The following is a 26,635-nucleotide window of genomic DNA, read 5'->3' as shown; positions in this document are numbered from 1 at the left end:
GCGTCGAGGGTCAGACGGTGCCGGCTAGGAAGCCGTCGAGGGGGCCGGGCCGGTACCGTAGGCGCTTGAGCCGGTTGCGGACGAGGGTTTCGAGCCGGTCGAGGGCGACCATGGTTGGGGAAGCACCAGAACAGGTACGCGTGACGGCCCAGCCAACGGCGTCGGCGGCGCCTGCGGCGGCACAGAGCTTGCCGTAGGTGCGCACGAGCCGCATCCCGTCCAAGCGGCGGCGCAGCTTGATGTGCGACATCCCGTGAGTCCTCTCTCTGACCTCAGCCGCAAGGTAGCCCACGCCGTTGTCCACGGTTCGTCAGGTCGCCCATTGCCTTGGGGGCGCGGGTTCGTTGAGTCGGCCGGGTGATCCGGTGGGCTGAGGCGAGAGGGCGGGCACCTGCGCCACGGCAACCCAAGAGCACTGTTCCCGCGAGGCCCTGACCGCTACTTGCTCCTGCTCAGGTGCCCCGGAACTTTACGAACTCGTTTGACGGGCTTCCGGTGTGACCCGAACGTTCCTCAGGCGCTTTCGACTCTGGGTGGCACAGGCAACAACGGGAGGGGATGACATGCCACGAGGACCCGTGGGGCTGGCCGGCCCGACTGGCAGGCCCCGGCGGGTCACTCCGCCGGGGCCGTTTCACCGCTGTGCCGCTCCGGCACCGCCAGCCGCTCGGCATGAGGGAGTGCGGGGATGGTCTCTCCACTGCCATGACGCCCGCAGATCGCTGACCGGCATTCCGTACCGGGCGGTGATGCGGCTCATCAGCGACCAGGTGGTCTCCGCCGGGAGCAGAGCGATTCGTAGAGCAGTGGCCTGCGTCACGGTCCTGCCTTCCGCCCTCGGACGGTGTGTGCCGCTCTCCAAGGTCACTGTCATCGCAGAGCCCGGCCCGGACCGCTTGACACGCCCCCATCCCCACCGACTTGCCGTAACTGTCGTGCGGCCACCTTCCGCCCGGCGCGGTTACGCACGCGTCCTTCAACGACACGACCGCGCTTGTGGCGACGCCGCAGGCCGTCACCACCACGGACTTCCCCGGGGCTGTCGACATGGCGCGCTGCATCCGGCCGCGCCGGAGGGCGACACAAGGGAGAGTGCACCGTCGGACAGGGACCGGGGTGCTGGACCTTGCGTCATCACGTGCTCAACTTCCGCGTGTACCTGGGCATTCCACGCTACCCAGAAGCCCGGCCGGCCAACTTCCGCAACAGGCTCTGGCGAGCCCCGACATCAGGCGACAGGGTGAAGGCCTACTGCCCGAGACCGGCGGCCAGGGCCGCCGCCTACAGTGCGGGCTGGCGGTAGCGCGCCTGGGTCCAGGACCTGGCCATGTCGGCCGCGCCCCGGCTACGTTGGCGTCTGCGCACAATCGGGCAGACGAAGAGGGGGCCAGGCGTGACGAGCGGGGAACCCGGCGGCGGTTTATCTGTCACCGCAGCAGCCGGCACGGACATCACACCAGACACGGACCCGCACGGGAACCCGGACGCGCGGCCGGACCCGGGTGACGGGCCGGACCACTCAGCGGGGGGCGATGCCGGGCAGGGCGAAGCCAGCCTCACCGAGTACCTGTTCTTCTTCCTCGGCCTGTTGCCCACACTCATCGCCGGTGCACGGATCTATCTGATAGCTCACGGCGACCGTACGACCATGCTGGAACTGCTCGGCACCCTGAACGTGAGCGCCCTGGTGCTGGACACCTTCATCCGCTTCATCGGTGTGATCGGCGGGGCGGTGACGGCGTTCCTCCTGGTGCGCCTCCTCCTCGAACGCCCGGAATCCCCTCCCCGCTCCTGGCTTCGCCGCGTCATCTGGGGCCACCGGCGCCCGGCCCTCTGGCTGCTCGCAGGAACCTTCGCGGCGTTCATCAGTACCGCCTACCTGGAAGAGTTCTACGACGCCGACAACAAATGGACCTGGCAGCCCGTCGACCTCTGCAGGATCTACGCCTGGCTCGCCGTGCTGTATGTCGGCCGTGCGCTGGCTGTCCGTGCCTGGCGTCGCCGGTCCGCGTCCCGGCGACCGAGCCGGGACGGAACAGCGGTGGGCACGACGGGCGTCGCCACGGATGACACCACCGACCCGGATCTGGCTCAGACGCCGGGTGCGCCCGTCCGCAGCCACTGGCGTCTGTGGGGAGTGGCGACGTACACCCTTCTCCCGGTGGCCGTCCTGATGACGTGGTCATTGGTCAAGCAGTCCGACGACCGCATGTGGCTGCCCGCCCAAGTGATCACTCTCGATGGCGCCCCGGCTCTGGTCGCGCAGGAGGGCATCGACCAGAACGCGAAATTCCCACATCTGAATGCCGAGCACGACGGTCACTACACCTTCGTCGGCTACGTCCTCGACGACAACGGCACTTCGCAGACCATCCTGTCCTCCAGCGGAATTCTGCTGACCACCGACTCCAAACACATCGTGGACCGGGAGTTCTGCCAGTACGAGCCCACCCGCGACGTCGCCGACGACACCCCTTTCGTCGACCGCATACTCAATCACAACGACTCCTGGAATCCCGGGTTCACCTGTGAGGACCTGCTCAAGACGGTCGTCGGACTCAAGTAGGTCGTCGGATGCCGCGTGGCGCGTCCGATCCCCCAACTCACCGCCCACCCCGGGATCCGAGCCCCTGCGCTCGCCACGACGGATCCGCGGTCGCGGACGGCCCCTTGCTCCCGGTGCCGGCCGATGCCCCGCAGGAGGGCCGTTCGTGGCCGCGCCGTGATGCCGGTGTGGTCCGTGCCGGTCCTCGGCCCGGTGCCGCGGGCCGTGACGACATGGCCGTGGATGGACCTGGCCGCCCGGGCGCCTGTTGTTCAGGGTTCCCTCCGCGCGCGGCGGTTCGCTGAGCTGACGCGGGACCTGCGCGCTGGGCATAGGCCCCCGACGGACACGCCGCCCCTGAACTGGGCCTGGGTGTCGGCGGCTGGAGCGCGTGCCGGGTTTGTGTCCCGCGCGCCGGGTGACGCGCCCTTGGGCGCTGGTTGTGCGCTGGCGCAGGCTCTGCGATCACCACCGGCCACCATGCGGGGGTGGTGAGGTGCCTGTGGTAGCGGTGAAGTGGTTCGACCCTCAGCGGAGTGTCGGCCGCGTCGTGCTGGACGGCAAGGGGCTCGGTCCCGTCGCGTGCCGGTCAGCGGTTCAGGGCCGGGGGGAGAGGGCGCTGCACGCGGGCGAGCCGGTGGAGTCCGACCTCACCGTTGACGCCGCAGATGTCCGTGCCGGCAACATCTGCCGCCTTCGCTTTCTCTGAGGGTGACGTCCGCCGGATCGCGCCTGATCAAGCGGCTGGCTGACGTCGCTTGGATGATCGTCCTCACCGCTCTCGCAGCCCCTGATTCCGGCACCGATGCACCATCCTCGGCCAGCCCGGGCGGCGCCGGTGGCACCTCCTCGGCTGGCCTGGCTCCGAAGGCATGTCGAGCGGAATGAGCGGATGAGGGCCGGACAGAAATGGAAGGGTCAAGGCCGAGAAAAGGGATCGCAATGCGAAGAATGAATTGTGAGCCGGCTCACAAAAAGCATGATCTGTGACAAAAGGCGCAAATATCCTCGATCCCTTTATATCGGTCGGACATTCGGTCATGGTCGTAGGGACCCGACATCGCCATCTCGGAATGGCCGACGATGCCAGGAGTAGTACCGCATGCGGAACCCGAACTCTGTCCGACCCCTGTTGCGCCGCGCGGCTGTCGGCTGCACGGTTGTCCTCTCGCTCGCCCTGGCCGGCATGGGTACGAGCGCGAGCGCCGCATCCGGCGCCGGCGCGCGGGCCGCCCAGGCTCACGCCCCGAGCTCCTCGATCGCCTACCGCACGGCGACCGACGGCCGTACCGTGGCACTCACCTTTGACGACGGCCCGGGACCGGCCACCGGTCAGATCTTGGACCTGCTTGCGCAATACCACGTCAAGGCGACCTTCTGCCAGATCGGCACACGGGCCGCTGCTAACCCTGCCATGGTCAAGCGCATCATCGCCGACGGCCACAGGCTGTGCGACCACACCGTGCATCACCCCCAGCCGATGCGCACCCTCCCGCACGCGAAGCAGGTCTACGAGATCACCGCGGCCAAGAACATGATCATCAAGGCTGGGGGGCCAAACACCCAGGTCACATGGTTCCGTGCCCCCGGCGGCGACTTCAGCTCCGAAAACCGCCAGATAGCCGTGCACGCCGGTCTGCGCCCGCTCGGCTGGACCGTCGACCCCCGGGACTGGGCGCGCCCCGGCACTGGCTCGATCCTCGCCACCGCGAAACGGGAACTGCGTCCCGGCGGCATCATCCTCATGCACGACGGTGGCGGTGACCGCAGCCAAACCGTCGCTGCCCTGCGCCAGTTGCTCCCATGGCTCAGCAAACAGGGCTACACATTCGCCTTCCCCGCAAGCTGACGGGGCGGCACTGACCGATCGCCCTTGCTCCGGCCGTCCGGGCCTGGCTGCGCGCGGCCGGTCCGCGCTGCGGCAGGCCGCTGACGACCTCGCCGCAACCACGCACGTGCGCGGGCAGCTGATGCTCGAAGCCGTGCCGGCTCACTGGTCCGACGCGGACGCGGCCGACGTCCTGGCACCGCTGTGCGAGGTGATCGGCAAGGACCTCGACCGCGGCCTCGCCGGCCGCCGCCTCGCCCTGTCCGGCTGGCTGGCTGGGGTAGCCTGCCGCCGATGCGGGCCCTGCCCGTCTACGGGCAGGGCCCGCATGCTTTGCATACCCTGCAAGCGGTCCGTGCGGTCGCTGGGCGGGGTACTGGCGGCCATGGCCGTATCGCCGACCGGTACTCGGATCTCGGCCGTGCCACTGCCCTGGTTCGTGCACGTGACGACCGGCAGCGCCACCCAGACCGGACCTGTGGCCTTCTGCGGTACGCGGCCGGAGTGATGCGCCACGGGCTTTCGAAATTTCGAAGGTCCCGGCGACTCAATGGTGGTCGGGGGCTGGGGCTGTGCTGCTGCGCTCGACCAGGCTGGTGGCCAGGTCCACGCGTAGCGCGGATGGTGGGTGCTGCGGGCGAGGTCGATCACCATGCGCGCGGCGACCTCGGCCATCTCGGTCAGCGGCCGGCGGACGGTGGTCAGGGGTGGGCCGACCCAGCGGGCGACGGGCAGGTCGTCGAAGCCGACGACGCTGAGATCCTCCGGGGTGCGTAGGCCCAACTCCCGTGCGACCTCGTAGAGGTCGAGCGCCTGCAGGTCGTTGCCGGTGAAGATCGCGGTGGGCCGGTCCGTGAGGCGCAGCAGCTCCAGGCTCACCCAGTAGCCGGTTTCGTGGTGGAAGTTGCCCTCGCGGATCAGTGAGAGATCGAAGGCGCCGCCGGCCGTCTCCAGGGCGGCCCGATAGCCGTCAATCCGGGCGCGGCTGGACATCATCCGTCGTGGTCCGGCAATGACGGCGATCCGCCGGTGGCCAAGGTCGAGCGGGTGGCGGGTGGCGGGTGGCGGGTGGCGGCGAGGCCGCCGTTCCAGTTGGTCGTCCGACCGCCGGCATGTCCTGACCGGGGTTCCCGGCGGGGTCCATCACCACGAACGGGATGTCCCGGCTGGTCAGTTGGGCCTGTTGGGCCTTGTCGAGCCCGGACAGCACCAGGACCACGCCGGTGGGGCGTCGGGCGAACACCCCGTCCATCCAGGACTGCCCGAGGCTGAGCCGACCCGAGGATTCCGACAGGACGACGCTCATTCCCTCGTCGCGGACCACGTTCTCGACCCCCGCGGATGACCTCCATCGCCCAGGCACTCTCAAGCTCGTGGAAGACCAGCTCCAGCAATGGGCTCGACGGGGCGCTGTTGGTGCGTCGCCGCTGGTAGCCGTACTGACGCAGCAGCTCGTCCACCCGCTCCAGGGTGGCGGGGGCGACGTCCGCGCGGCCGTTGACGACTTTCGAAACAGTCGGTGTGAACCCCCCCCGCCTCACGCGCGATTTCGGCGAGTGTCGCCGCTCTGGTCACGAGCCCTTCTGCGCTGCCCTGGTGTGCGAGTCGAAGTGCGAAGTCGTTGCGGTTGTACGCGACGGATACCAGCTGCTCAGGGCATCGGCCAGTACGTCCGAATCGAGATCCTCCAGAGCCTTGACGGTGTCCGAGGTTACGCCTAGGTTTCCCGCATCGTTCGACAATCTCTTCGAAACTATCGACGGAGTCGTCAAGCCATGAATTCCTTCTCTGCGAGACTTCGCAGCGGTGCGTCCCGCAACAGATTCGCCGCGGTCGCGGCAACGACCGCGCTGGTGCTCGGTCTGACCGCCGCGTGCGGGTCCAGTGGCGGTCCCAACTCCGGGACGATCCACGTCCTCGTCTACGGGGACGCCGCGAACAAGGTCGAGAAGCAGATCGTCGATACCTTCAACAAGACCTCGAAGGTCAAGGCGGTGTTGGACACCATCCCCGGCGCCGACTACCAGTCGAAGCTCAACACGATCATCAACACCCCGCAGGCCCCGGACGTCTTCTTCAACTGGGGCGGCGGCAGCATCGCGCCGTTCGTCAAGAAGAACCTCCTGCTCCCCCTGGACGACATGATCGCCAAGGACCCGGGGCTCAAGTCCAACTTCCTTCCCTCGGTGTTCAACACCGCGGTGATCGACGGCAAGTCCTACGGTGTCCCGATGCGCGGCACGCAGCCGGTGCTGCTCTTCAACAACAAGAAGGTCCTGGCGAGCGCCGGCCTGAGCGTCCCGAAGACCTGGGACGACCTGATCAACGACGTCAAGGTGCTCAAGGGCAAGGGGATCACGCCGATCGCGCTCGGCGGCGGCGACCAGTGGCCCACCCTCATGTGGTTCGAGTACGTTTTCGACAGGCTCGCAGGGCCGGACCTGTTCCGGAAGGCGCTCGCCGGTGACAAGACCGCGTGGGCCAGTCCGGACAGCCAGAGGGCCCTGGGCATGCTGAAGCAGCTGACCGATGCCGGTGCCTTCGGCAGCAACTTCGATTCGGTGAAGTTCACCGACGGCGGTTCCCCGGCGCTGCTGGCCAAGGGCAAGGCTGCCTTCGAGCTGATGGGCTCGTGGGAGTACTCCACCCAGCAGTCCGGCAACCCCGACTTCGCCAAGAACGACCTCGGCTACAGCGCCTTCCCGTCCGTCCAGGGCGGCAAGGGCGACCCGAAGGACGTCGTCGGCAACACGAACAACTTCTACTCCGTGCTGAAGAAGACCAAGCACCCCGACGCGGTGGCGGCGTTCCTCAAGCTCATGTACTCCGACGAGTTCGTGAAGGCCCAGCTGGGCATCGGCAACCTGCCGACCACCACCAACACCGCCAACTTCCTGTCCACCTCGGCCAGCCCGGACTACTCGCAGTTCCAGTTCAACCTGGTCAAGCAGGCGCCCTCGTTCCAGCTGTCCTGGGACCAGGCCTACCCTCCGGCGGCGGCCACGCCGCTCCACACGGCGATTCAGAAGTTCTTCGACGGCAAGACCGACGCCGACGGCTTCATCCACGCGATGCAGTCGCTGTCCAACTCCTGAGCAGGATCGATGAGCTCAATCTCTCTCGCAGCTGTGTCCGGCCGTCGCTTCAAGGCGCGCCGGGCCGGCGTCGGGGTCATCCGCCCGGGCTTCGTCTGGGCGGTACCCGCGACCGTCTTCTTCCTGCTGTTCGCGATCCTCCCGCTGGTGCTGGTCGCGGTGCTGTCCTTCACCAGCTGGGACGGCATCACCTCACCGCACTTCAACGGGACGGCGAACTGGACCAAGCTGATCCATGACCCGGTGATGACCCAGAGCATCTGGCTCACCCTCGTGCTCACCGTGCTCGGAGTCGTCACGCAGACGCCCGTCAGCATCCTGCTGGGCGTCTGGGCGGCCGGACCCCAGCGCAACCGGGCCGTGCTGTCGGCGATCTTCTTCGTCCCCCTGCTGCTCTCCGCGACCGCGGTCTCGGTGCTGTGGCGCGCCCTGCTCGACCCCAACTTCGGCCTCCCGGGACAGCTGCCCTGGCTGTTCGGCAACGGCAACCTGCTCGGCAGCCAGGCAGGCTCGATCGCGGTGCTGACCTTCGTGGGGATGTGGCAGTTCACGCCCCTGCACGCGCTGCTCTACCAGGGCGGCGCCCGCGCCATCCCCCAGGTGCTCTACCAGGCCGCATCGATCGACGGCGCCGGCACGGTGCGGCAGTTCGAAGGCGTCGACCTCGCCGCAGGGACACCGCACCGGGACGCGATCGTGCCGCCATCCACCGTCTTCACGCCTACCACGCCTACGCGGGGGCCCAAGGCATCGCCATCTGGCGCTACAACGGCCATGAGGCCGTCGACCCGGTCGAGGACCAGGGCGCCCTCGACTTGCTCGCCGAGCGGCTCGGTCCCACAGGCGGGGTGGGGTGCACCTGCCCCACAGCGTGAACGCCCGGACCGATCCCTCCACCACGAAGGCAGCGCATTTGTGATTACCGAGGCACGACTGAGACTGCGCCATGACTCCTACGCCGAACTGCCCGACGGGCGACGAGTGAGTCGCTGGATCTTCGGGCCGGCGACCGGGGAGTCCACGCCGAGGCCCTGAACCTCGGTGCCGGCCCGCACGCCCGGCACGCCCCGACCGAGACGCCGCGTCCGCCGACGTCGTGCTCAGCCCCAACTGCTGGGCGGAGCCCGCTGCTTCGGCGCTCCGCCAATCGCGTCGTGCATGGCGAACCGTCCCTCGACGGCGTCGTGCACCGCCTGGAAGCTCAGGCTGGACAGCACCACCCTCCATGGGGTCCCTTGCGCACCGGGTCCGCCCCCCCGGTGCCGCACCGCGGTGATCAGCTTTCTGAACTGACGCGGACTCAACCCGGCACGGCGCCCTGGCGCCCGAAAGGAACACATTCTGTGCGTACGTACGACAATCCTGTGATCAGTGGGTTCCACCCCGATCCAAGCGTGTGCCGGGTCGGTGACGACTACTACCTGGTGTGCTCCAGCTTCGAGTACTTCCCCGGGCTGCCTCTCTTCCACAGCAAGGACCTGGTGCACTGGGAGCAGATCGGCAACGTGCTCGACCGGCCCGAGCAACTGCCGCTGCCTCTCCCCGGAGCCAAGGCGTCCGGCGGCCTCTACGCCCCCACGATCCGCCACCACGACGGCCGTTTCTGGGTCATCAACACCAATATCGACGGCGGCGGCAACTTCGTCGTCTCGGCCGAGCGGCCCGAGGGGCCGTGGAGCGACCCGGTGTGGATCGACCTGCACGGGATCGACCCCGATCTGGCGTGGGAAGAGGACGGCACCTGCTGGTGCGCCTTCTCCGGGCCCGAAGGCGGCATCAACATGGCCAGGATCGACCCGGTCAAGGGGGAGGTATTGGAGGGGTCTTTTGCCACATGGTCGGGCAGCGGTCTGAAGTACCCCGAGGCGCCGCACCTCTACCACATCGGCGACTGGTGGTACCTGCTGATCGCGGAAGGCGGCACCGAACGCGGCCACAGCGTGTCCGTCGCCCGCGGCCGCTCGCCGCGCGGACCCTGGGAAGGCGCACCCGCGAACCCCCTGCTGTCCCACAGCGGTACCGGCCGCTCCATCCAGAACACCGGCCACGCCGACCTGGTGGAGGCTCCCGACGGCAGTTGGTGGATGGTGCTGCTCGGTGTCCGGCCCCGCGGCTTCACGCCCGACGTGCACGTGCTCGGTCGCGAGACGTTCCTGACCCCCGTGGAGTGGGACGAGGACGGCTGGCCCGTCGTCGCACCCGTTCCCGAGAGTCACGTGGCCCCGGGTGGTGCCTGGCACCCCGTTCCGGCCCTGCCCGCCCGCGACGACTTCGACGAGTCCGCCCTCGCGCCGCAGTGGGTCTCGCCGTTCACCCGCCCGGAGGGCTCCTGGTCGCTCACCGAGCGCCCTGGCTGGCTGGTCCTCAACGCCACTGGTGCCACCCTCGACCGCCCCGGGTACACCTTCGTCGGCCGCCGCCAGCAACACCACGACTGCCGCGTCACCGCAGCGATCGACCCGGGTACGGGACGCGGCGGCCTCTGCGTGCGCCTGGACGAAGCCCACCACTACGAACTGGAGGTCGGGAACGGAGAGGCCGGCGTCGTCGCCCGCATCGGTCCGCTGCGCCAGACAATAGCCAGCCGACCGGTCCCGTCCGGGCCGCTGACCCTCACCGTCGCGATCCGGACGTCCGACCTCGTGCCCGCGTCGCCCGAACTCACCGATGGCGGGACCACCGGCCCTGACACCGTCGCCTTCTGGCTCGGCGATCCTGACGCCTCGGACGCCCAGCCACTCGTCGAACTGGACGGGCGCTACCTGTCCACCGAGGTCGCCTGCGGATTCACCGGCCGCGTTATCGGCATGTACGCCACCGAGGGCGCGGTCGCCTTCGACTGGTTCGAGTACGCACCGGCCTCGGCACCCTCCGCTTGACGCCCGGCGTTCGGCCGCGTGCGTCCCCCGCGTCCGTGCGGACACCGCACGCGGCATGCCGCGAGGTCGCCCTGTCTTGTGCCTGCGTAGCCGGCGCCGATTGCAGAACGTCTCGATGACAGCGAAGACCTCTGCGTGGGCGGTGGCACGGTCGGACCAGGTGCCGGTGCCGGTCTCTTCCTTGAGCAGGGCCCAGAGGCTCTCCGCGGCGGCGATATCGAAGCGCGATCCGGTGCGGCCACAGCTTTGCCGCAGGTTCAAGTCCCTTATCCCGCCCCGGAATGCGGCTCATGTGTATGCGCCGCTGCGATCCGAGTGCGTGATGCGTCCGGGCTGCACGCCGCCGCGGTCGTGTATCTTCACGGCGCGTCGACGACGAGGGAGGCGCGGCGGTGGTCGGCCATGACGTAGCCGCCGACCTCGACGGTGGCCAAGTCCAGCCGGCGGACGAGGTAGAGCCAGCCCTCGGCGGTGGGGAGAAAGGTGATGCCCCCGACCAGCTTCGTGCCCGGCCGCGCGGCGTGGAAGTCGCGGCCGATCCGGTCCGGCGCCCATCTCGACTTCTCGTCCGGCCGGGTCAGCGAGCGTCGTCGGCGGTGGTGGAAAGACCGCCGGTGGCGATGACGGACTACTCGGACGAGTTCCCCGGCCGATGCCGTGGCCCTGTACGAGTCCACGCCCGGGGCGGCGTACAAGAGCATCGCCGCTGACCTGGGCATCAACCGGGCGACCCTGCGTGAGTGGGTTCTGCGGGACCGCGAACGCCGTGGTGTCGGAGTTCGGGTGGCCAAGCTCGTGACGGGTGAGCGGAAGCCGGCGACCGGACGGGACGTACTCCCCAAGGTGCCTGATTTCGCCAGGGACCAATGTCTGGTGCTGTACCTGGGGCACGACTGCGACGTGTCGTTTCTGACACACGAATTCCTCTTCGAGAAGTTCGGGGACCTCCAGAACGTCTGACGGTTCCGGAGCCGGATGGTGTGCGGCCTGACCGGCGGGTGTCCGGGAGCGCCACGGCTACGTGACGACGGTGCGATCAGTGGCGTGAGAACTGGACCCCGGTCGGTTGCGCGAGGTTCGGCCGCGGCGCGATCCCGGTGATGGGCAGCCGTTCACCGTAGATGTCCGTGATTCTGAACGCGCCGCCGCACTCGCTGCCGTCGACGGAGAGGAAGTAGTCGTAGTCGGTACGCGGCAGTTGCTGCCGGACATCCGCGGTGCGGACCTCAAGCGCGGCCACCGGATTGGGGTGGCCGATCGCCTGGATGCCGCACCAGTAGGGGCTGGAGCCGGACTTGTACCGGATGGAGGTGGGCCGGCCGTACCGGGGCTCAGCAGGCTCCGCGTGATCGGGATCCGGCCGACACTGAGGTCGGTGAGAGTGGCGAACGCCTGTCGGCTGAGGTCGAGTTGACCGGGTGGTCGCAGGGCGCCGGGCATTCGTTGGTGATCCGGACCGTGACGGAGGCGCCGTTCGCCGCGCGCACGAGGACGTGCGGCCCGCACGCCCTGGACGACTCGTCGTCGGCCGTGTTCATCGCCGCGAACATGAGGTCGGGGCTGGGGCCGAACAGGCAGGCGCCGTTTCCGTCGCCGGCCTCGTAGGCGGTGGCGACACCCTGGGAGGTGGTGCCGGGCCGGCTCCGAACGGCCGCCGATGCCGTGGCGGGCGTCGGGCGCGGGAGCCGCGGGGTGTCTGTGACCGATGGCTCTGCAGCCGCGGACGCCGCAGCGTGCGTCGCGGTCGCCGTACCCGGCGCCGTCGAGGTGCCGGCCCTGGGGGGGAGGTCGTGCTCGCCTGGGCGGTGGCGGCGGTCCCGGCGTCGGCCCTGCGGTCGGGGAGCAGCGCCAGGACCAGAGCGGGCAGAACTCCCGTGGCGGTCAGCGCGACGGCGGTGCCCAGCATGAGCCTGTGTCTGCGCGGCGCTGTCGCGCTGCTTGCCTCGCCGTCGTGGTCGCTGTCCTCGTGCCAGTCCGTTCGGGGGATCGAGCCGATGGTGCACTGCTCAGTGGCCGCAGGAAGCGAGAACGTAGCCGACCAATTTCCACACTTCCCGTTTCGGTTCGCGCCGCCGCTCGGTGAGCACCGCCCGCCGCTGGCCCCTCACCTCGGCAGCCTGCCCCGTCCCCCCGGCCGCGATCCCGTACGCGACCAGCACGAGCAACCGTGTCCGACAGGGCTCAGCGGTTGAATGTCAGGCGTGGTACCGCGTTGCGGGCCAGTGCGTGGGCCTGGTCGGGCCACCATGTGCCGGCGGGTGGGTCGACGATGCCGTATTCGGGATCGATCGTGCCGCCGGCGTTGCGTGTGCAGCTGCCGTCTGATTCACCGGGGGTCTTGATCCACAGGTAGGCGTCGACGAGCGGGACGCCGGTGTGGGCGGTGGGGCGTGGGCCGAGACCGCGGCCGGGCGCGTTGCACCAGGCCTCCGGGTCCCCGCTGTACTTGCCCGGCGGAGGGGTCCAGGCGCCCAGGCCGTTGCGGCTGGTGTCGATCACGAAGTGCCGCAGCTCGCCGGCCGGCGCGGTGCCTGCGTTCTGGTCGAACCAGGCATCGGTCCACCGCCAGGTGCCGGGGTCCGCGGGGGAGACGGCGTCGCCGGGGGCGCCGTCGTTGGGGGCGGCGGACGAGTAGTACTGGCTTGCGCACCAGTCGGTGTGGCCGCGTGCCTGCTCGGGGCCTTCGGTGGCGTACCAGACGCACTTGGCGATCCAGGTGCCGTATCGGGCGTTGTGGTCGGTGGGGTGGTTGTTGGACACGTTCAGGGCGAAACCGTCGCCGTACTGGACGCCGGCGTCGAGCAGCCGCTGGGCGATGTCGCCGACGGCCCGCCACTGGACGTTGCCGGCGTCCAGGTAGACCGCGGTGCGGGGCCTCGCCTTCAGGGCTTTGACGGCGTATCGGAGGTCGGCGATGCGTGCGGCGGTGAGTTCGCCGGTCGGGTCCGTGGCGGGCCCGCAGTCGTTGGGGAGGTTGGCGAGGCCGTCGGGTTCGACTACGACCACGGCCCTGTCGCCGCCGATTCCGGCGGCGAAGGCGTCGATCCATTGGCGGTAGGCGGCGGAGGACGCGGCTCCGCCGCTGGAGTACTGCGAGCAGTCCCGGCCGGGTATGTCGTAGGCGACCAGCACGGGGGTCCGGCCGACGGCCCGGGCCCGGCGGACGAGCGTGTGTACCGTGGCGCGCACCTCGTCGGGCGTGCCCTGGGTGAACCATTCGGCCTGCGGCCAGCTCGCGAGTCTGGCCATGTTCGTGGCGTCCTCGATGTCGCCGTTCCCGAGGTCGACGAGGGCCTGTTTCGCCGCCTTACTGTGCGGGTCCACATAGAACTTCGTGGCCGGGGTGATCACGTCCTGCGTGGGCGTGGGCGTGGCCTGAGCCTGTGTCGCGGTGAGGGCGGTGCAGACGGTGAGCGCCGCGATGACGGCGGCGGCGCGGCGCCGTAGGCTGCGTGGTTTCATGACTGCTCCTGGGCGGTGGATGGACGAGGGGAGGTCTGGAGGACGGCGAGCGGTGGACCCGGCGGGGCTGCGGCGGACGGCGCCCGTGGCCCGGTGGCGGGGCAGGAACGCGCCAGGTCGGCCAGACGGGGATCCGGGATCAGTAGCCGTAGATCATCTTGTAGGCGACCTCGGGGAGGAACTGTCCGGCCGAGGTGCCGGCTCCGACGCCGCAGTTGCCGTCGGACTCGCCCGGGTTCTTGATCCACAGGAGCATCTCGGCGCCTCCGCCCGTCTGGGTAGGGCTGCCGATGCGGCGGCCTGAGGGGTTGCACCACTGGCCGTCGGAGCCGTGACCGTTGCGGCTGGTGTCCACGACGAACGGCTTGGTGTAGCCGTAGCGGGCGCCCAGTTCGCTGTTGACGGCGTTGCCGTAGGCGATGTTCTCGGCTGTGGTGAAGTAATTGGAGATGTTGAGCGAGAAGCCGTGGGCCTGCCGAAGCCCGGCTTCGTGGAGGCGCTGGGCCATCGCAGCCGGGCTCGCCCAGGCCGGGTTGCCGGCGTCCAAGTACACCCAGGTGTTGGGAGCTTGGCGGTTGAACTGGGTGAGGGCGTCGGTGATCATGCCTTCGCGTTCGTCGATCTGAGCCTGGGTCATGCAGCCGTAGTCGGCGAGGGAGTCCGGTTCCAGGAGGACGATGGCCGGGCGGCTGGCGATCCCGCCGGCGAACTGGGCGATCCAGCTCGCGTAGGCGGACGGCGAGGCGGCTCCGCCGGCGGAGTGCCCGCCGCAGTAGTCGCGGTGGTAGATGTTGTACGCGACGAGGAGGGGCAGCTTGCGTTGGGAGGCCGCCGCGCCCGCGTAGGCGCCCGTGGCAGTGCCGATGGTGCCGCTCCAGGAGCCGAACCATAGGGCCATCGGAGTGTTGGCGATGAAGGCGTTGATCGCGGGCGCCCGGCCGTCGCCGGGGTTGGCGGCGACCCACCGTTTCGCGCTGGAGTCGGGGTCCACATAGAACCCGCTGGTCATGGTCGTCGGGTCGGCGGCATGGGCGGACGGTGCGGCAACGAGCACCAGCGGCAAAGCGAAGAACGCCGTTACGAGGGCGCGGAGTCTGCGGCGCATGGCTGTACCTCGTTTCCGGGCGGGGATGCGCCGCATGCTCTCGTCCGGAGCGTGCGGCGCGCTGAGGAAGTGCGGGGTGAAAGCATGGGAGCGCTCCCAAACTGGCAGCGGTCCCAGGGACTTCGAGAACCGTGGGCTGTGGCCGGTATCGTGTGGCCCGCCGCTCGACCTGTCAAGAACATCGCCCGTCCCTCCCTTCACATGGCGGAAAGAAGGCTCTACCGTCTCGGAACTGGAAGCGCTGCCAACAGCGCGGCCGACGGGGGAGGGGCTCACGGGCCATGGCAGGAAACGCGCCACGCAGGCAGTCGACGATGGACGAGGTGGCCGGACTCGCCGGTGTCTCCCGCTCGGTGGCCTCCCGCGTCCTCAACAACGCCCCGCATGTCAGCCGCGCCAAGCGCGAGGCGGTCGAACGGGCCGTCCGGCAGCTCGGTTACGTACGCAATCCGACCGCCCGCGCGCCGGCGACCCGTCGGACGGGAGCGGCGGCCCTGGTCGTCGCGGGAGAGGACCCGTCCATCTTCACGGACCCGTTCTTCGCTCAGGTGATCGTGGGAGCGTCGGCCGCGCTGGAGGAGGCCGCCCTGCACCTGATGCTGTGCCTGGCGGCCTCCGACCGGGGCCGCAAGCGGGTGGAGGAACTCCTGCGGTCCCGGGGCGCCGACGGCGCCATTCTGATGGCGCTGCGCGACGGGGACCCGCTGGCCCGGACGGCCGAGGAAGCAGAGATGCCCGTCATGTTCGGCGGACGCCCGGTCGGTCCGGCTCCCCGGTGGTACGTCGACGTCGACAACGCCGACGGGGCGCGCGAGGCGACCGAGTACCTGATCTCGCATGGCCGGACCCGCGTGGCGGCCATCTGCGGGCGGCTGGACACCGAGGCGGGGCGTGCCCGGTACCGCGGCTACCGGGGCTCCATGCTCGCGGCCGGACTCAAACCGTACCCACCGCATGAGGGGGACTGCACCGAGCCCAGCGGAGCCGCCGCCACGGCCGCGTTGCTGGCCCAACATCCCGACAGGGACGGGGTGTTCGCTGCCGACGACAGCATGGGGGCGGGAGCGCTGCGCGCCTTGCGTGAGGCCGGCCGGCTGGTCCCGACGACATCGCGGGGGCCGGCTTCGACCACCGCGCCGTCGCCCAGGTCACAGATCCGCCGCTCACCACCGTCCACCAGCCCACAAGGGCTCTCGGAACGGGAGATGGCGCGCATGCTCGTCCCGCTCGTCAACGGACTGGAACCTACCCCGCTGCCGTAGTTGCTCACCTGAACGGGTGAGCCTGGCCGCCTTCGTGGTGAGACCTGCGGTCCTTGACGAGCCCGATTTCGGCACGAAGCCGTTGTGCGAGGAGGCGGTCGCGGAGCGCGTGGTCGTGGAAGAAGCCGTTGTCCCACAGGACGGCGGCGACCTCGCTGGTGCGGGCCGTGCGGCACCTTCCATCTACCGGGCGATTCGTGATGGCCGGCCCGATGAGGCGCTAGGCCACGCCGGCACGCCTCGACAGCAGTCACCGATCTGTGTCGGCGTACCCGCCGTCGTGGAACTGCCCGTGAAGTCGCGGCACTTGCCCGCACCCACCGCACGCAGCACACCCGTCCCGCTGGGCGGTGTGGCGGTCGACGATGCGTACGGGCACTCGGGCGACAGATCGAGATGCCGGGGAGGTCGGGCAGCGGAATTGGGTGTAGAGGGTGTCGTTGTCGACGAAAGTTTTGAGCCAGGGGATCAGGAACCTTCATCCCGGTGCCGGATCTGGTAGTCCGACGCTGCCGGCGGGGGGTGCCGTCAACGTGATCGTCGCCGCCGGTTCGGTCGTCAGTGCGCCCGGCGGCGAGATCTCGTCTCATCGCGTCTTCTTCGGGTTCGGGCGCCGATTCCCTGCGGCCGTGCGGCGCAAGGGTGATGAGTTCGCGGCGGTGAGCCGGCGTAAGACGTCGCAAATCACTCGACGGACTGGTCTCAAGCGGTGCTGAACGAGCGCCTTGGCACCCACGGTGTTTCACGGGCGTCTGGGCATCATGAAGGCACAGATGGGCGAGGAGCGTCTGAGTGCCATGTGCCCACGGGGAATGACGTCGGGCCGGGAACCGTCCGGTGGTCAATCGTTTCACGCCTTACGCAAGGTGCGGCGCGAACCGGTTCCACGCAAGCGCTTCGACGGATGAGGTTACGGCCGGAGGCGTGCTCGGTCAATGGCGTGCCGCGAGTCGAAGTCGGATGCCGACGCAGGGGCGATGCCCCGCCGCTCGGCCGGTGCACTCGGCAACCGGTGGCCCGGCATCCGAGTTTGTTGGCTGCGCTCCTGTTCACCGGCGGCATGGCAGGTCATCCGGGTGGTCCGGGACCAGCCGGAGGCCATACCCGCCCGCCCTGCCGGTCCGCGCGGCCGGCGGACACGCCACCACCTGCCAGCCACGCCGCGGGGCGCGCGTGGACGCGTCGGTCGGCTCTGACCCGCTGGAATCCAGCCGTCGAATCGATTCCGCGACAAGGTTTGCGACAGGGGCTCCAAGAGCCTTGACAGTGCCGCGAAATCGGGAGCACCGTCTCCCCCCGAAACCTCTCTGCAATCTCGCTGCAAAGACAGCACATTCAAGCGCTTCCGGATTCGCCGACGCCACCACCAAACCCGACCGGGTTGCGTCGGCATGGTGGGGAGATCAGATGGGCACCGTACGTGCAAGACGCCAGCTGCTGTCCGGCCGCGGTGGCGTCCGGTTGTTACTCGCGGCGGTACGACGCCGTGGCAGGCCGGAAAGCGTGCCGGATCAGGCACACGTCCCTCCGCAGGCAAGCTCGCCCCGCTCTCGGCACTCTCGGCGGACCATGGTCGTCCGGGTGGGGGCCGCGGCCGCGCTCGTCGCCGGTACTCTGATCGGCGCCACGGCTGCGGCCGGCACAGCGCGGGCCGCCGCCTCCGGGCCGTGCGACATCTACGCGGCGGGCGCTACGCCCTGTGTGGCGGCGCACAGCACGACGCGAGCGCTGTACGCCTCGTACGACGGGCCGCTCTACCAGGTCCGGCGCGGTTCGGACAACACCACCCGGGACATCGGTGTCCTGGGCGCGGGCGGCTATGCCGACGCCGCTGCCCAGGACTCGTTCTGCTCGGGGACGACGTGCCTGATCACGATCGTCTACGACCAGTCCGGCCGTGGCAACAACCTCACCCAGGCGCCCGCGGGCGGCGCCGCGGGCGGGCCCGACAACCTCGCGAACGCGACCGCCGCGCCCACCATGATCGGCGGGCACAAGGCCTACGGCGTCTTCGTGGCGCCCGGCACCGGTTACCGGAACAACCACACCAACGGCATCGCCACCGGGGACAGCCCCGAGGGCATGTACGCGATCTTCGACGGCACGCACTACAACGGCGGCTGCTGCTTCGACTACGGCAACGCCGAGACGAACAGCAACGATGACGGCAACGGCACCATGGAGGCCATCTACTTCGGCAATATCAGGGTCTGGGGCTACGGTTCGGGCAACGGTCCGTGGATCATGGCCGACCTGGAGAACGGGCTGTTCTCCGGAGTCGACCAGCACTACAACGCGGGCGATCCGACCATCAACTACCGGTACACGACCGCCATCATCAAGGGTGGGGCGAACCACTGGGCGATCCGTGGCGGCAACGCCCAGTCCGGGGGGTTGTCCACCTTCTACGACGGGCCTCGTCCCAACGTCTCGGGCTACAACCCGATGCGCAAGCAGGGGGCCATCATCCTGGGCACCGGCGGCGACAACAGCAAGGGCGCCCAAGGCACCTTCTACGAAGGGGTGATGACCTCCGGCTACCCGTCGGACGCGACCGAGAACGCCGTCCAGGCCAACATCACCGCGGCCGGATACAGCAATTCGTCTTCCGGAGGCGGGACGAGTACCGGCGCGCTGCACGCGGTGGGCGCGGGCAAGTGCCTGGACGTGCCGAACTCGTCCACCACGGCCGGCACACAGCTGCAGATCTGGGACTGCAGCGGCGGCACCAACCAGGCCTGGACCCACACGTCGTCCAACCAGCTGACCGTCTACAGCGGCAGCAGCCAAATGTGTCTGGACGCGTACGACAACCAGACGTCCGCCGGGACCAAGGTGGAGACCTGGCCCTGCAACGGCGGCGCCAACCAGCAATGGCAGCTGAACTCCGACGGCTCCGTCACCGGCACCCAGTCCGGACTCTGCCTCGACGTCACCGGTGCCTCCACGGCCAACGGCGCCCTCGCGGAACTGTGGCCGTGCAACGGCGGATCCAACCAGCGATGGAACCTCAACTGACCTGACGGCTCCGGTTTCGTGGCCGGCACACCGCCGGTCACGAACCGCTCGCCAGCAGGCCTCGACACCACGGGACAACACCCGCCGGCACCGGAGGATGAAGCATGTCCAGAGCCAGAGCGCTCCGTGGCCTGTGGGCCGCCCCCGCGGCTGTGCTCGCCCTACCGGCCGGCAGTCCCGCCGCGGCCGGGGTCGGGTACGGGGGTCCGGTGGGGCGCCGAGCGGCGGCTGCCGACCTGTACGTGGCGCCCGATGCGTCCCCCGGCGGGAAGGGCACGGCCGAGCAGCCGTTCGCCTCCGTCGACCAGGCGCAGCAGCCCGCGCACCGGCTCTCGGCTGATTCGAACGTCGTCGTCCACCTGGCCGGTGGCACGTACCGGCCGTCCAAGCCACCGACCTCCGGCTCCGGCGACGGCGGCCAGAACGGCCATTCCATCACCTACCAGGCCGCGCCCGGCCGACAGCCGGTCGTGTCAGGCGCCCAACAGGTAGTGGGTTGGCAGGTGCATGATCGGAGCAGGGATATCTGGTCGGTCCATGTCGGCACCGGCGTGAACACCGGCATCCGCTTCACGGAAACCTCCTGGCTCGGCCCGAGCGGACCCGACGGCTACGCGGACCAGCAGAGCGGCGCGCACATCACCGGTACCAACGCGATGCCCGCCAACTGGCTGAGCACTTGCAAGTCCGGATGCACACGTTTCGAGGCCACCCGTAACCACTGGGCTCAGGCCGGCAGCGGCATCCAGGTCGGCGGGATCCAGCCGGACGCGCACCACCCCGGCAACCCACAGATGACCAACCAGAACATCACCATCAGCAACAACAAGGTCAGCGGGGTGGGTGACGACTACAAGGAGACCCCGGCCATCCTGTCCACCTGTGTCACCAACGCGACGATCACCCACAACCAGTGCGACCACCTGGCCTACGACGGGATCGACATCGGCTGGGGCTGGGGCGTCAACGCCCCGGGCGGCAGCCGCGAGTACGTCAACCGGGGCACGTACACCTATCAGCCCGTCTACAGCACTCCCACGACGCTGAAGAACAACACCGTCTCGCACAACCTGATCTACGACACCAAGAACGCGATGTTCGACGACGGCAGCATCTACAACCTGTCCGCGAGCCCCGGCTCGGTGATCTCCGACAACTACATGTACGACAACAACCACACTGACGACAGCACCTTCTTGGGTAACTGGTACGCCACCAGGCCCCCACACGACAACGTGCTCACCGGCAACGTCCGGGTCGGCGGTACCAACTGGCCGCAGGGCGCCAGGCAGGTGATCGAGCTGGCAGGCGTCCAGCCGTCGGGCGGTGACGGCTTCCCGACCGGTTACCACCAGTTGGTGATCGGTGGCGACAGCCTGTGCCTGGACGTGCACGGCGACTCCGGCAGCGCGGGCGCCGCGATCGACCAGTGGACCTGCAACGGGCAGAGCAACCAGCAGTTCCCGTTCGTGCCGGCCGCGGGAGGTTACGGGCAGTTGCCGGTGCGGAACTCCGGGCAGGTGGTTGCCGTGTCGGGCAGCTCCACGGCTGCCGGCGCCCCCCGACATCGTGCAGCAGGCTCCGGGCGGAGCGGCCAACAGTCTGTGGCTGCCGCTACAGCAGTCCGACGGCTCGTACGCCTTCCGGAACCAGGGCAGCGGCCTGTGTCTGCACGTCCACGGCGGCGGCCACGACCCCGGCCGGCAGCTCGGCCAGTGGCCCTGCAAGGACGCCGCCGGGACCAACCAGAACGTCACTCCCCGCTGGCTGCAGCAAGGGGCAGCTTGTTCAACCCCCCCGCTATTTCCCCCACTCGTGAGGAACGCACATGAAGAAGTGCTCGGTAGCTCTGGCCGCAGCGCTGACGGCCGCGCTCGGCGTGGGCGCCGCACTGCCCGCCGCGGCTGCCACCGAAACCGGTGCGCCGCCGTCCGCCGAGCGGGCCGCCGCGCCCGACCCGTTGCGGCTGATGCCGTTGGGCGACTCGATCACATGGGGCGTCGGCAGCCCGTCCGGGAACGGCTACCGGGGCTTCCTGTGGAACCGGTTGGCGGCCGAGGGGCATGCCCTGGACTTCGTGGGGTCGGGACGCAACGGCACGATGTCCGACCCGGACAACGAAGGCCACTCCGGCTGGCATATCGACCAGATAGCCGGCATCGCGGACTCCGTGCTGGCCCGGTACCGGCCCAACGTGATCACCCTGGAGATCGGCACCAATGATCTGAACGGCGGCTCCCAGGCCGAGCCCGCCGCCGAACGGCTCCATGCGCTCATCGACCAGATCACGGCTGACGCCCCTGACGCGACCGTCCTCGTCGGCACCCTGATCGTCTCCACCAACAGCACCGAGGAGGCTACCCGCCCCGCGTTCAACGCCAAGCTGCCCGGCATCGTCCAGGCTGAGCAGGCTGCCGGCAAGCATGTGCGCCTGGTGGACATGAGCGCTCTGACGACCGCGGACCTGTCCGACCCCCTGCACCCCAACGACAACGGCTACAACAAGATGGCGGACGCCTTCAACGCCGCGGTCCAGGCCGCGGACGCGGCAGGCTGGATCAAGCCGCCGGTCTCCGTGGGCGGGCCGGTGCACTCCGGGGTCGCGGGGAAGTGCCTGGACGTCAACGGCGGCAACAGCGCCAACGGGACCGCCGCACAGATCTGGTCCTGCAACGGCGCTGACGCGCAGTGGTGGTCCGCGCGCTCGGACAGCACCTTGCGGGCGCTCGGGAAGTGCCTCGACGCCACGGGCGGTGGTACCGCCAATGGCACCAAGATCGAGATCTGGGACTGCAACGGCGGCACCAACCAGCAATGGCAGGCGTACAACGGCGGTTACCGCAACCCCGTTTCCGGCCGCTGCCTCGACGACCCCGGTGCGTCTGCCACCGACGGTACGCAACTGATTCTGTGGGACTGCAACGGCAGTGCCAACCAGCAGTGGACCGCTCTGCCGGTCTCCTGAACCTCGTGAACCGACTCCACAAGATGCCCGTCTCGTGATCGCCGTCTCCCCCCCACACACGAGGAGAATGATCCTTCATGTCCTGGTTCAACGAAGGACCCCGTCTGGGTAAAGTCCTGGCCTCGGCCACCGGTTTGACAGCCGCCACGGTACTGGCCCTGGCCGGGACGGCGGCCCCCGCCGCCCACGCGGCTTCCGGCACGCTGGGTGCGGCAGCGGCCGGCAGCGGCCGCTATTTCGGCACGGCCGTCACTGCCGGAAAGCTCGGCGACTCGACATACTCCACGATTCTCGACCGGGAGTTCAACATGATCACCCCGGAGAACGAGATGAAGTGGGACACCACCGAACCGTCCCGTGGCAACTTCAACTTCGGCCCGGCCGACCAGATCGTCAACCACGCCACCGCGCACGGTCAGCGGATGCGGGGCCACACGCTGGTCTGGCACTCCCAATTGCCCGGCTGGGTCAGCTCCATCACCGACGCGAACACCCTGCGGAGCGTGATGGACAACCACATCACCACCGAGATGACCCACTACAAGGGCAAGATCTACGCCTGGGACGTGGTCAACGAAGCCTTCGCCGACGGCGGCAGTGGCCAGCACCGCAGTTCGGTCTTCCAGAACGTGCTGGGCAACGGTTTCATCGAAGAGGCCTTCCGCACCGCACGGGCGGCCGACCCGGCGGCCAAGCTCTGCTACAACGACTACAACATCGAGAACTGGTCGGACGCCAAGACCCAGGGTGTCTACAGCATGGTGCGCGACTTCAAGGCGCGCGGAGTGCCCATCGACTGCGTCGGCTTCCAGTCGCACTTCGGCGTCGGCGGACCGCCCGCCGGCTTCCAGACCACGTTGTCGAACTTCGCCTCGCTCGGCGTCGACGTACAGATCACCGAGCTGGACATCGCGCAGGCGTCGCCCACGGCGTACGCGAACACCGTCAAGGCGTGCACGAACGTCGCCCGCTGTACCGGCATGACGGTGTGGGGGATCAGGGACAGCGACTCGTGGCGGACGGGGGAGAACCCGCTGCTGTTCGATGCGCACGGGAACAAGAAGCCCGCCTACGACGCCGTCCTGTCCGCGCTGGGCGGTGCTACGGGAAGCTCGGGTGGCATCGTCTCGGGAACGGTGTACTCGCTGACCGACGTCGCCACGGGGCGGGTGCTGGACGTGCCGGGCGGGGAAACGGCGAACGGTACGTCCCTGCAGGCCTGGGACCCCAACGGCGGTGCGAACCAGCAGTGGCGGGCGAGCCAGAACAGTGATGGTTCGTACACGCTGACGAACGTCGGCAGCGGGCGGGCCCTGGACGAGCCGGGCGGTCAGACGGGCAACGGCACGCGGATGGAGATCTGGGACGCCAACGGCGGCGCGAACCAGCACTGGCGGGCGAGCCGGAACGGCGACGGTTCGTACACGCTGACCAACGTCGCTTCCGGCCGGGCGCTGGAAGTCGCGAGCGGGCAGGGCGCCAACGGGAGCCCCGTCCAGGTCTGGGACTCCAACGGCGGCGCCAACCAGCACTGGAGCCTCAGGTGACGTAGTCGCGCCCTGGGAACGAACGCCCGCGCCCGGTACGGCGGCCGTATCCGGACGCGGGTTTCGCGAGTCTTCCCTGCACAAGCTCTCGGGCGCGCCGACGGGAGCGCTCGACGCCGTTCGGAGCCCCTCAGGAAGCCGTCGTCCTGGGCAGCGGCCGCGGCCCCTGCAAGCCTGGCGGCGCCAACCTGAGCGCCGGCACCTCCAGGCCGACGTCACTGCCGCTGCCTTTCACTGATTGCCCGTCAGTTCCCAACTCGTCCCAGGAGCAGATGACTTATGCCAACGACCACTAGGACAGCCAGGCGCCTTCGGCCGCTGCCTTCACTGCTGTCCCTGCGTAGAATCCTGGCACTCACCTTCTCGGCCGCGCTGCTCATGGTGGCCGCCCCCCTGCTCTCGCTCGGTGCGGCGCATCCCGCCGCAGCGCTCGGCAACGGGCTCGCGGCGACCCCGCAGATGGGCTTCAACGACTGGAACGCGTACGGCTGCAACGTCTCCGAGTCGCTGATCAAGTCCACCGCTCAGGCGATGCACACCAACGGCATGCAGGCGGCGGGATACTCGTACGTCAACATCGACGACTGCTGGCTGACCCACAGCCGCGACTCCGGCGGCCACCTGGTGCCGGACCCGGCCAAGTTCCCCGACGGCATCAAGGGCACCGCGGACTACGTGCACTCGCTGGGGCTGAAGCTCGGGATCTACGAGGACGCGGGCACCGCGACCTGCGCGGGATACCCGGGCAGCCTGGGGCACGAGACCACGGACGCGCAGTCGTTCGCGTCGTGGGGCGTGGACTACCTGAAGTACGACAACTGCAACAACACCGGTGCACCGGCGCAGACCCGGTACACCGCGATGCGGGACGCCCTGGCGGCCACCGGCCGGCCGATCCTGTTCAGCCTGTGCAACTGGGGCCAGGAGAACGTGTGGACCTGGGGCGCGGGCGTGGGCAACAGCTGGCGCACCACCGGGGACATCACCCCCACGTACTCCAGCATGCTGTCGATCTTCCACAGCAACGTGGGACTGGCCTCCTACGCGGGCCCCGGGCACTGGAACGACCCGGACATGCTGGAGGTCGGCAACGGCTCGCTGACGGCGACCGAGAGTCACAGCGAGTTCAGTCTGTGGGCGGAGATGGCCGCGCCGCTGATCGCGGGCACCAACATAGCCTCGGCCAGTGCGGACACCTTGTCCACGCTGACCAACTCCCGGGTGATCGCGGTCGACCAGGACCCCCTCGGCAGACAAGGGACCATGGTGGCGTCCTCGGGCGGCCTGGACGTGCTGGCCAAGCCGCTGGCGGGCGGGGACGTGTCGGTGGCGCTGTTCAACGAGACGGACTCGACGGCGACCATCACCACCACCGCGGCCGCGATCGGGAAGACCGGGGCGTCCACCTACACCCTGACCGACCTGTGGTCGGGCGCGTCCTCGACCACCTCCGGCACGATCAGCGCCTCGGTACCGGCGCACGGCACGGTGCTGTACCGGGTCGCGGGCGGCACGAGCGGCGGCGGCACCAGTGCGACCGGTGAGCTGCACGCGGTGGGTGCGGGCAAGTGCCTGGACGTACCGAACTCCACTACGACCGCGGGTACCCAGGCGGAGATCTGGAGCTGCAACGGCGGCGCGAACCAGACCTGGACGCATACCGCCTCCGAGCAGCTCACCGTCTACTCCGGCAGCGGCCAGATGTGCCTGGACGCCTACGACAACCAGACCACCCCGGGGACGAAGGTGGAGATCTGGCCGTGCAACGGCCAACCCAACCAGCAGTGGTCGCTCAACGCCAACGGCACGATCACCGGAGTCCAGTCCGGCCTGTGCCTGGACGTCACCGGAGGGGCCACGGCTGACGGAACCCCCGCCCAGCTGTGGACCTGCAACGGCGGCAGCAACCAGCGGTGGACGCTGGGATGACTCACACCTCCCCTCGGCCACCGGCAGATTCGGGACCGCCGCGCGGCGACACCGCCACAGCACAGGTCTCCTCACCCGGAGCAGCAAGCGCTCGCCGACGAAGGCGAAACCCGGCCGTGCTCCTGATGGCCCTGGCCGTGTCGGGCACCCCGACGTTCGCCACTTCCTCGCGAACCAGCACGCCCTCTGCGGTCCGAACGGCGCAGGTCTACGCCTTCGCAGTCGGCGCGTCGCTGCCCTGTGACATCCATGCCGCGGGTTGTACGCCGTGCGCGACGGCGCACTCCACGACCAGGGCGCTCTTCGCGTCGTACAACGGGCCGCTCTACCAGATCCAGCGTGCCTCCGACCACGGTTACCGCGACATCGGAGTGCTCGGCGCGGGCGGATACGCCGGCGCCTCGTCCCAGGTGTCGTTCGGCGCGGGCACGCCGTGCACGATCACGAAGATCTACGACCAGACCGCCAGGCACAACGACCTGCCCATCTCCTGGGGCGGCTGCTGGAAGGGCCCCGGACCGGGCGGATCCGACGTCGGAGCGGACGCCATGGCCCTGCCGGTGACCGCGGCCGGCCACCATGTCTTCGGCCTCAAGGTCACCCCCGGCGTCGGCTACCGGCTCGACCACGCGAGCGCAGTGGCCACCGGCGCCCAGCCCGTGGGCATCTACATGCTGACGTCGTCGAACTACACCAGCCAGTGGTGCTGCTTCGACTACGGCAGAGCGCCTCCCACGAGCTGACCGTCTCCTCCGGCGGCAGCCGCCTGTGTCTGGACGCCTCAGGACAGGGCGCCAGCCCCGGCACCAAGGTCGTCACCTGGACCTGCAGCGGCCAGCCCAACCAGCAGTGGACGCTCAACGCCAACGGCACCGTCACCAACACCCAGTCCGGTCTGTGCCTGGACGCCACTGGCGCGGGAACGGCCAACGGCACCCCTGTGGAGCTGTGGACCTGCTGCGGCGGCAGCAACCAGAAGTGGACGCGCAACTGATCCGGT

18 protein-coding genes and 6 pseudogenes are annotated in these 26,635 nt (G+C 69.3%); 18 read left to right on the top strand and 6 right to left on the bottom strand.

The window, feature by feature from the left end:
- Positions 1-10: 10 nt before the first annotated feature.
- On the bottom strand, positions 11-250 hold the full coding sequence (locus ACFC8N_RS23955) for a hypothetical protein (protein ID WP_376289590.1): 240 nt from the start codon (positions 248-250) through the stop codon (positions 11-13).
- 1,143 nt (positions 251-1,393) lie between these two features.
- Between ACFC8N_RS23955 and ACFC8N_RS23950 the strand changes: the two genes are divergently transcribed.
- The 4 genes from ACFC8N_RS23950 (at position 1,394) to ACFC8N_RS23935 (ending at position 4,881) form a co-directional block, all read left to right on the top strand.
- Entirely contained in the window at positions 1,394-2,566 is a 1,173-nt protein-coding gene (locus ACFC8N_RS23950) for a hypothetical protein (RefSeq protein WP_356024819.1), read from the top strand.
- A gap of 490 nt (positions 2,567-3,056) precedes the next feature.
- The gene (locus ACFC8N_RS23945) at positions 3,057-3,254 is read left to right on the top strand and encodes a cold-shock protein (protein WP_356024817.1); all 198 of its coding nucleotides are present in this window, start codon (positions 3,057-3,059) and stop codon (positions 3,252-3,254) included.
- A gap of 393 nt (positions 3,255-3,647) precedes the next feature.
- Positions 3,648-4,394, top strand: a complete 747-nt coding sequence (locus tag ACFC8N_RS23940; protein ID WP_376289587.1) for a polysaccharide deacetylase family protein — start codon at positions 3,648-3,650, stop codon at positions 4,392-4,394.
- Between the two features lie 133 nt (positions 4,395-4,527).
- Positions 4,528-4,881, top strand: a complete 354-nt coding sequence (locus tag ACFC8N_RS23935) for a hypothetical protein (RefSeq protein ID WP_376289585.1) — start codon at positions 4,528-4,530, stop codon at positions 4,879-4,881.
- Between the two features lie 39 nt (positions 4,882-4,920).
- On the opposite strand, the pseudogene ACFC8N_RS23930 reads toward ACFC8N_RS23935, so the two are convergent.
- Positions 4,921-5,948, bottom strand: a pseudogene (locus tag ACFC8N_RS23930) (LacI family DNA-binding transcriptional regulator).
- A gap of 200 nt (positions 5,949-6,148) precedes the next feature.
- Between ACFC8N_RS23930 and ACFC8N_RS23925 the strand changes: the two are divergent.
- The 3 genes from ACFC8N_RS23925 to ACFC8N_RS23915 all read left to right on the top strand — a co-directional run bounded on the left by ACFC8N_RS23925 (position 6,149) and on the right by ACFC8N_RS23915 (position 10,347).
- Positions 6,149-7,468, top strand: coding sequence for an ABC transporter substrate-binding protein (locus tag ACFC8N_RS23925; protein ID WP_376289584.1), 1,320 nt, complete (start codon positions 6,149-6,151; stop codon positions 7,466-7,468).
- A 9-nt stretch (positions 7,469-7,477) separates the two neighbouring features.
- Positions 7,478-8,503: a hypothetical protein gene (locus ACFC8N_RS23920; RefSeq protein ID WP_376289582.1), complete on the top strand. Its 1,026-nt coding sequence runs from the start codon at positions 7,478-7,480 to the stop codon at positions 8,501-8,503.
- A gap of 308 nt (positions 8,504-8,811) precedes the next feature.
- Entirely contained in the window at positions 8,812-10,347 is a 1,536-nt protein-coding gene (locus ACFC8N_RS23915) for a glycoside hydrolase family 43 protein (RefSeq protein WP_376289580.1), read from the top strand.
- A gap of 359 nt (positions 10,348-10,706) precedes the next feature.
- Here the strand turns inward: ACFC8N_RS23915 and ACFC8N_RS23910 are convergent, their stop codons facing one another.
- On the bottom strand, positions 10,707-11,048 hold the full coding sequence (locus ACFC8N_RS23910) for a hypothetical protein (protein ID WP_376289860.1): 342 nt from the start codon (positions 11,046-11,048) through the stop codon (positions 10,707-10,709).
- Here ACFC8N_RS23910 and ACFC8N_RS23905 point away from each other — a divergent pair.
- A pseudogene (locus ACFC8N_RS23905) lies at positions 11,005-11,094 on the top strand (hypothetical protein); the annotation flags it as partial. The gene ACFC8N_RS23910 and the pseudogene ACFC8N_RS23905 sit on opposite strands and share 44 nt — an antisense overlap.
- A 36-nt stretch (positions 11,095-11,130) precedes the next feature.
- A complete protein-coding gene (locus ACFC8N_RS23900; RefSeq protein WP_376289857.1) occupies positions 11,131-11,307 on the top strand; it encodes a hypothetical protein in 177 nt (58 codons plus the stop codon).
- 76 nt (positions 11,308-11,383) lie between these two features.
- On the opposite strand, the gene ACFC8N_RS23895 is transcribed toward ACFC8N_RS23900, so the two are convergent.
- The 3 genes from ACFC8N_RS23895 to ACFC8N_RS23885 form a co-directional block, all read right to left on the bottom strand.
- Positions 11,384-11,587, bottom strand: coding sequence for a hypothetical protein (locus tag ACFC8N_RS23895; RefSeq protein WP_376289578.1), 204 nt, complete (start codon positions 11,585-11,587; stop codon positions 11,384-11,386).
- A gap of 941 nt (positions 11,588-12,528) precedes the next feature.
- Entirely contained in the window at positions 12,529-13,809 is a 1,281-nt protein-coding gene (locus ACFC8N_RS23890; protein ID WP_376289576.1) for a glycoside hydrolase family 6 protein, read from the bottom strand.
- A 139-nt stretch (positions 13,810-13,948) separates the two neighbouring features.
- Complete coding sequence (locus ACFC8N_RS23885) at positions 13,949-14,914, bottom strand: glycoside hydrolase family 6 protein (protein ID WP_376289574.1); 966 nt, start codon at positions 14,912-14,914, stop codon at positions 13,949-13,951.
- A gap of 281 nt (positions 14,915-15,195) precedes the next feature.
- On the opposite strand from ACFC8N_RS23885, the pseudogene ACFC8N_RS23880 reads away from it, so the two are divergent.
- The 9 genes and pseudogenes from ACFC8N_RS23880 (at position 15,196) to ACFC8N_RS23840 (ending at position 26,629) form a co-directional block, all read left to right on the top strand.
- Positions 15,196-16,176: pseudogene (locus ACFC8N_RS23880) on the top strand (LacI family DNA-binding transcriptional regulator).
- 1,569 nt (positions 16,177-17,745) lie between these two features.
- Positions 17,746-19,194 carry an arabinofuranosidase catalytic domain-containing protein gene (locus ACFC8N_RS23875; RefSeq protein WP_376289572.1) on the top strand — a complete coding sequence of 483 codons (1,449 nt, stop codon included), beginning with the start codon at positions 17,746-17,748 and terminating at the stop codon, positions 19,192-19,194.
- A gap of 104 nt (positions 19,195-19,298) precedes the next feature.
- Positions 19,299-20,696: pseudogene (locus ACFC8N_RS23870) on the top strand (RICIN domain-containing protein); the annotation flags it as partial.
- 67 nt (positions 20,697-20,763) lie between these two features.
- A pseudogene (locus ACFC8N_RS23865) lies at positions 20,764-20,853 on the top strand (hypothetical protein); the annotation flags it as partial.
- Between the two features lie 169 nt (positions 20,854-21,022).
- The gene (locus tag ACFC8N_RS23860) at positions 21,023-22,159 is read left to right on the top strand and encodes a ricin-type beta-trefoil lectin domain protein (RefSeq protein WP_376289570.1); all 1,137 of its coding nucleotides are present in this window, start codon (positions 21,023-21,025) and stop codon (positions 22,157-22,159) included.
- Positions 22,160-22,236: 77 nt separating this feature from the next.
- A pseudogene (locus tag ACFC8N_RS23855) lies at positions 22,237-23,703 on the top strand (endo-1,4-beta-xylanase); the annotation flags it as partial.
- A 282-nt stretch (positions 23,704-23,985) separates the two neighbouring features.
- Positions 23,986-25,635, top strand: coding sequence for an RICIN domain-containing protein (locus ACFC8N_RS23850; protein ID WP_376289568.1), 1,650 nt, complete (start codon positions 23,986-23,988; stop codon positions 25,633-25,635).
- A 125-nt stretch (positions 25,636-25,760) separates the two neighbouring features.
- Positions 25,761-26,378, top strand: a complete 618-nt coding sequence (locus tag ACFC8N_RS23845; protein WP_376289827.1) for an arabinofuranosidase catalytic domain-containing protein — start codon at positions 25,761-25,763, stop codon at positions 26,376-26,378.
- Positions 26,339-26,629 carry an RICIN domain-containing protein gene (locus tag ACFC8N_RS23840; RefSeq protein WP_376289566.1) on the top strand — a complete coding sequence of 97 codons (291 nt, stop codon included), beginning with the start codon at positions 26,339-26,341 and terminating at the stop codon, positions 26,627-26,629. The genes ACFC8N_RS23845 and ACFC8N_RS23840 overlap by 40 nt, the downstream gene beginning before the upstream one ends.
- Positions 26,630-26,635: the final 6 nt, after the last annotated feature.

The sequence above is a fragment of the Streptomyces sp. NPDC055966 genome (assembly GCF_042269865.1).
Classification (GTDB): Bacteria; Actinomycetota; Actinomycetes; order Streptomycetales; family Streptomycetaceae; genus Streptomyces.
This window is presented reverse-complemented; position numbering and strand designations above follow the sequence as displayed.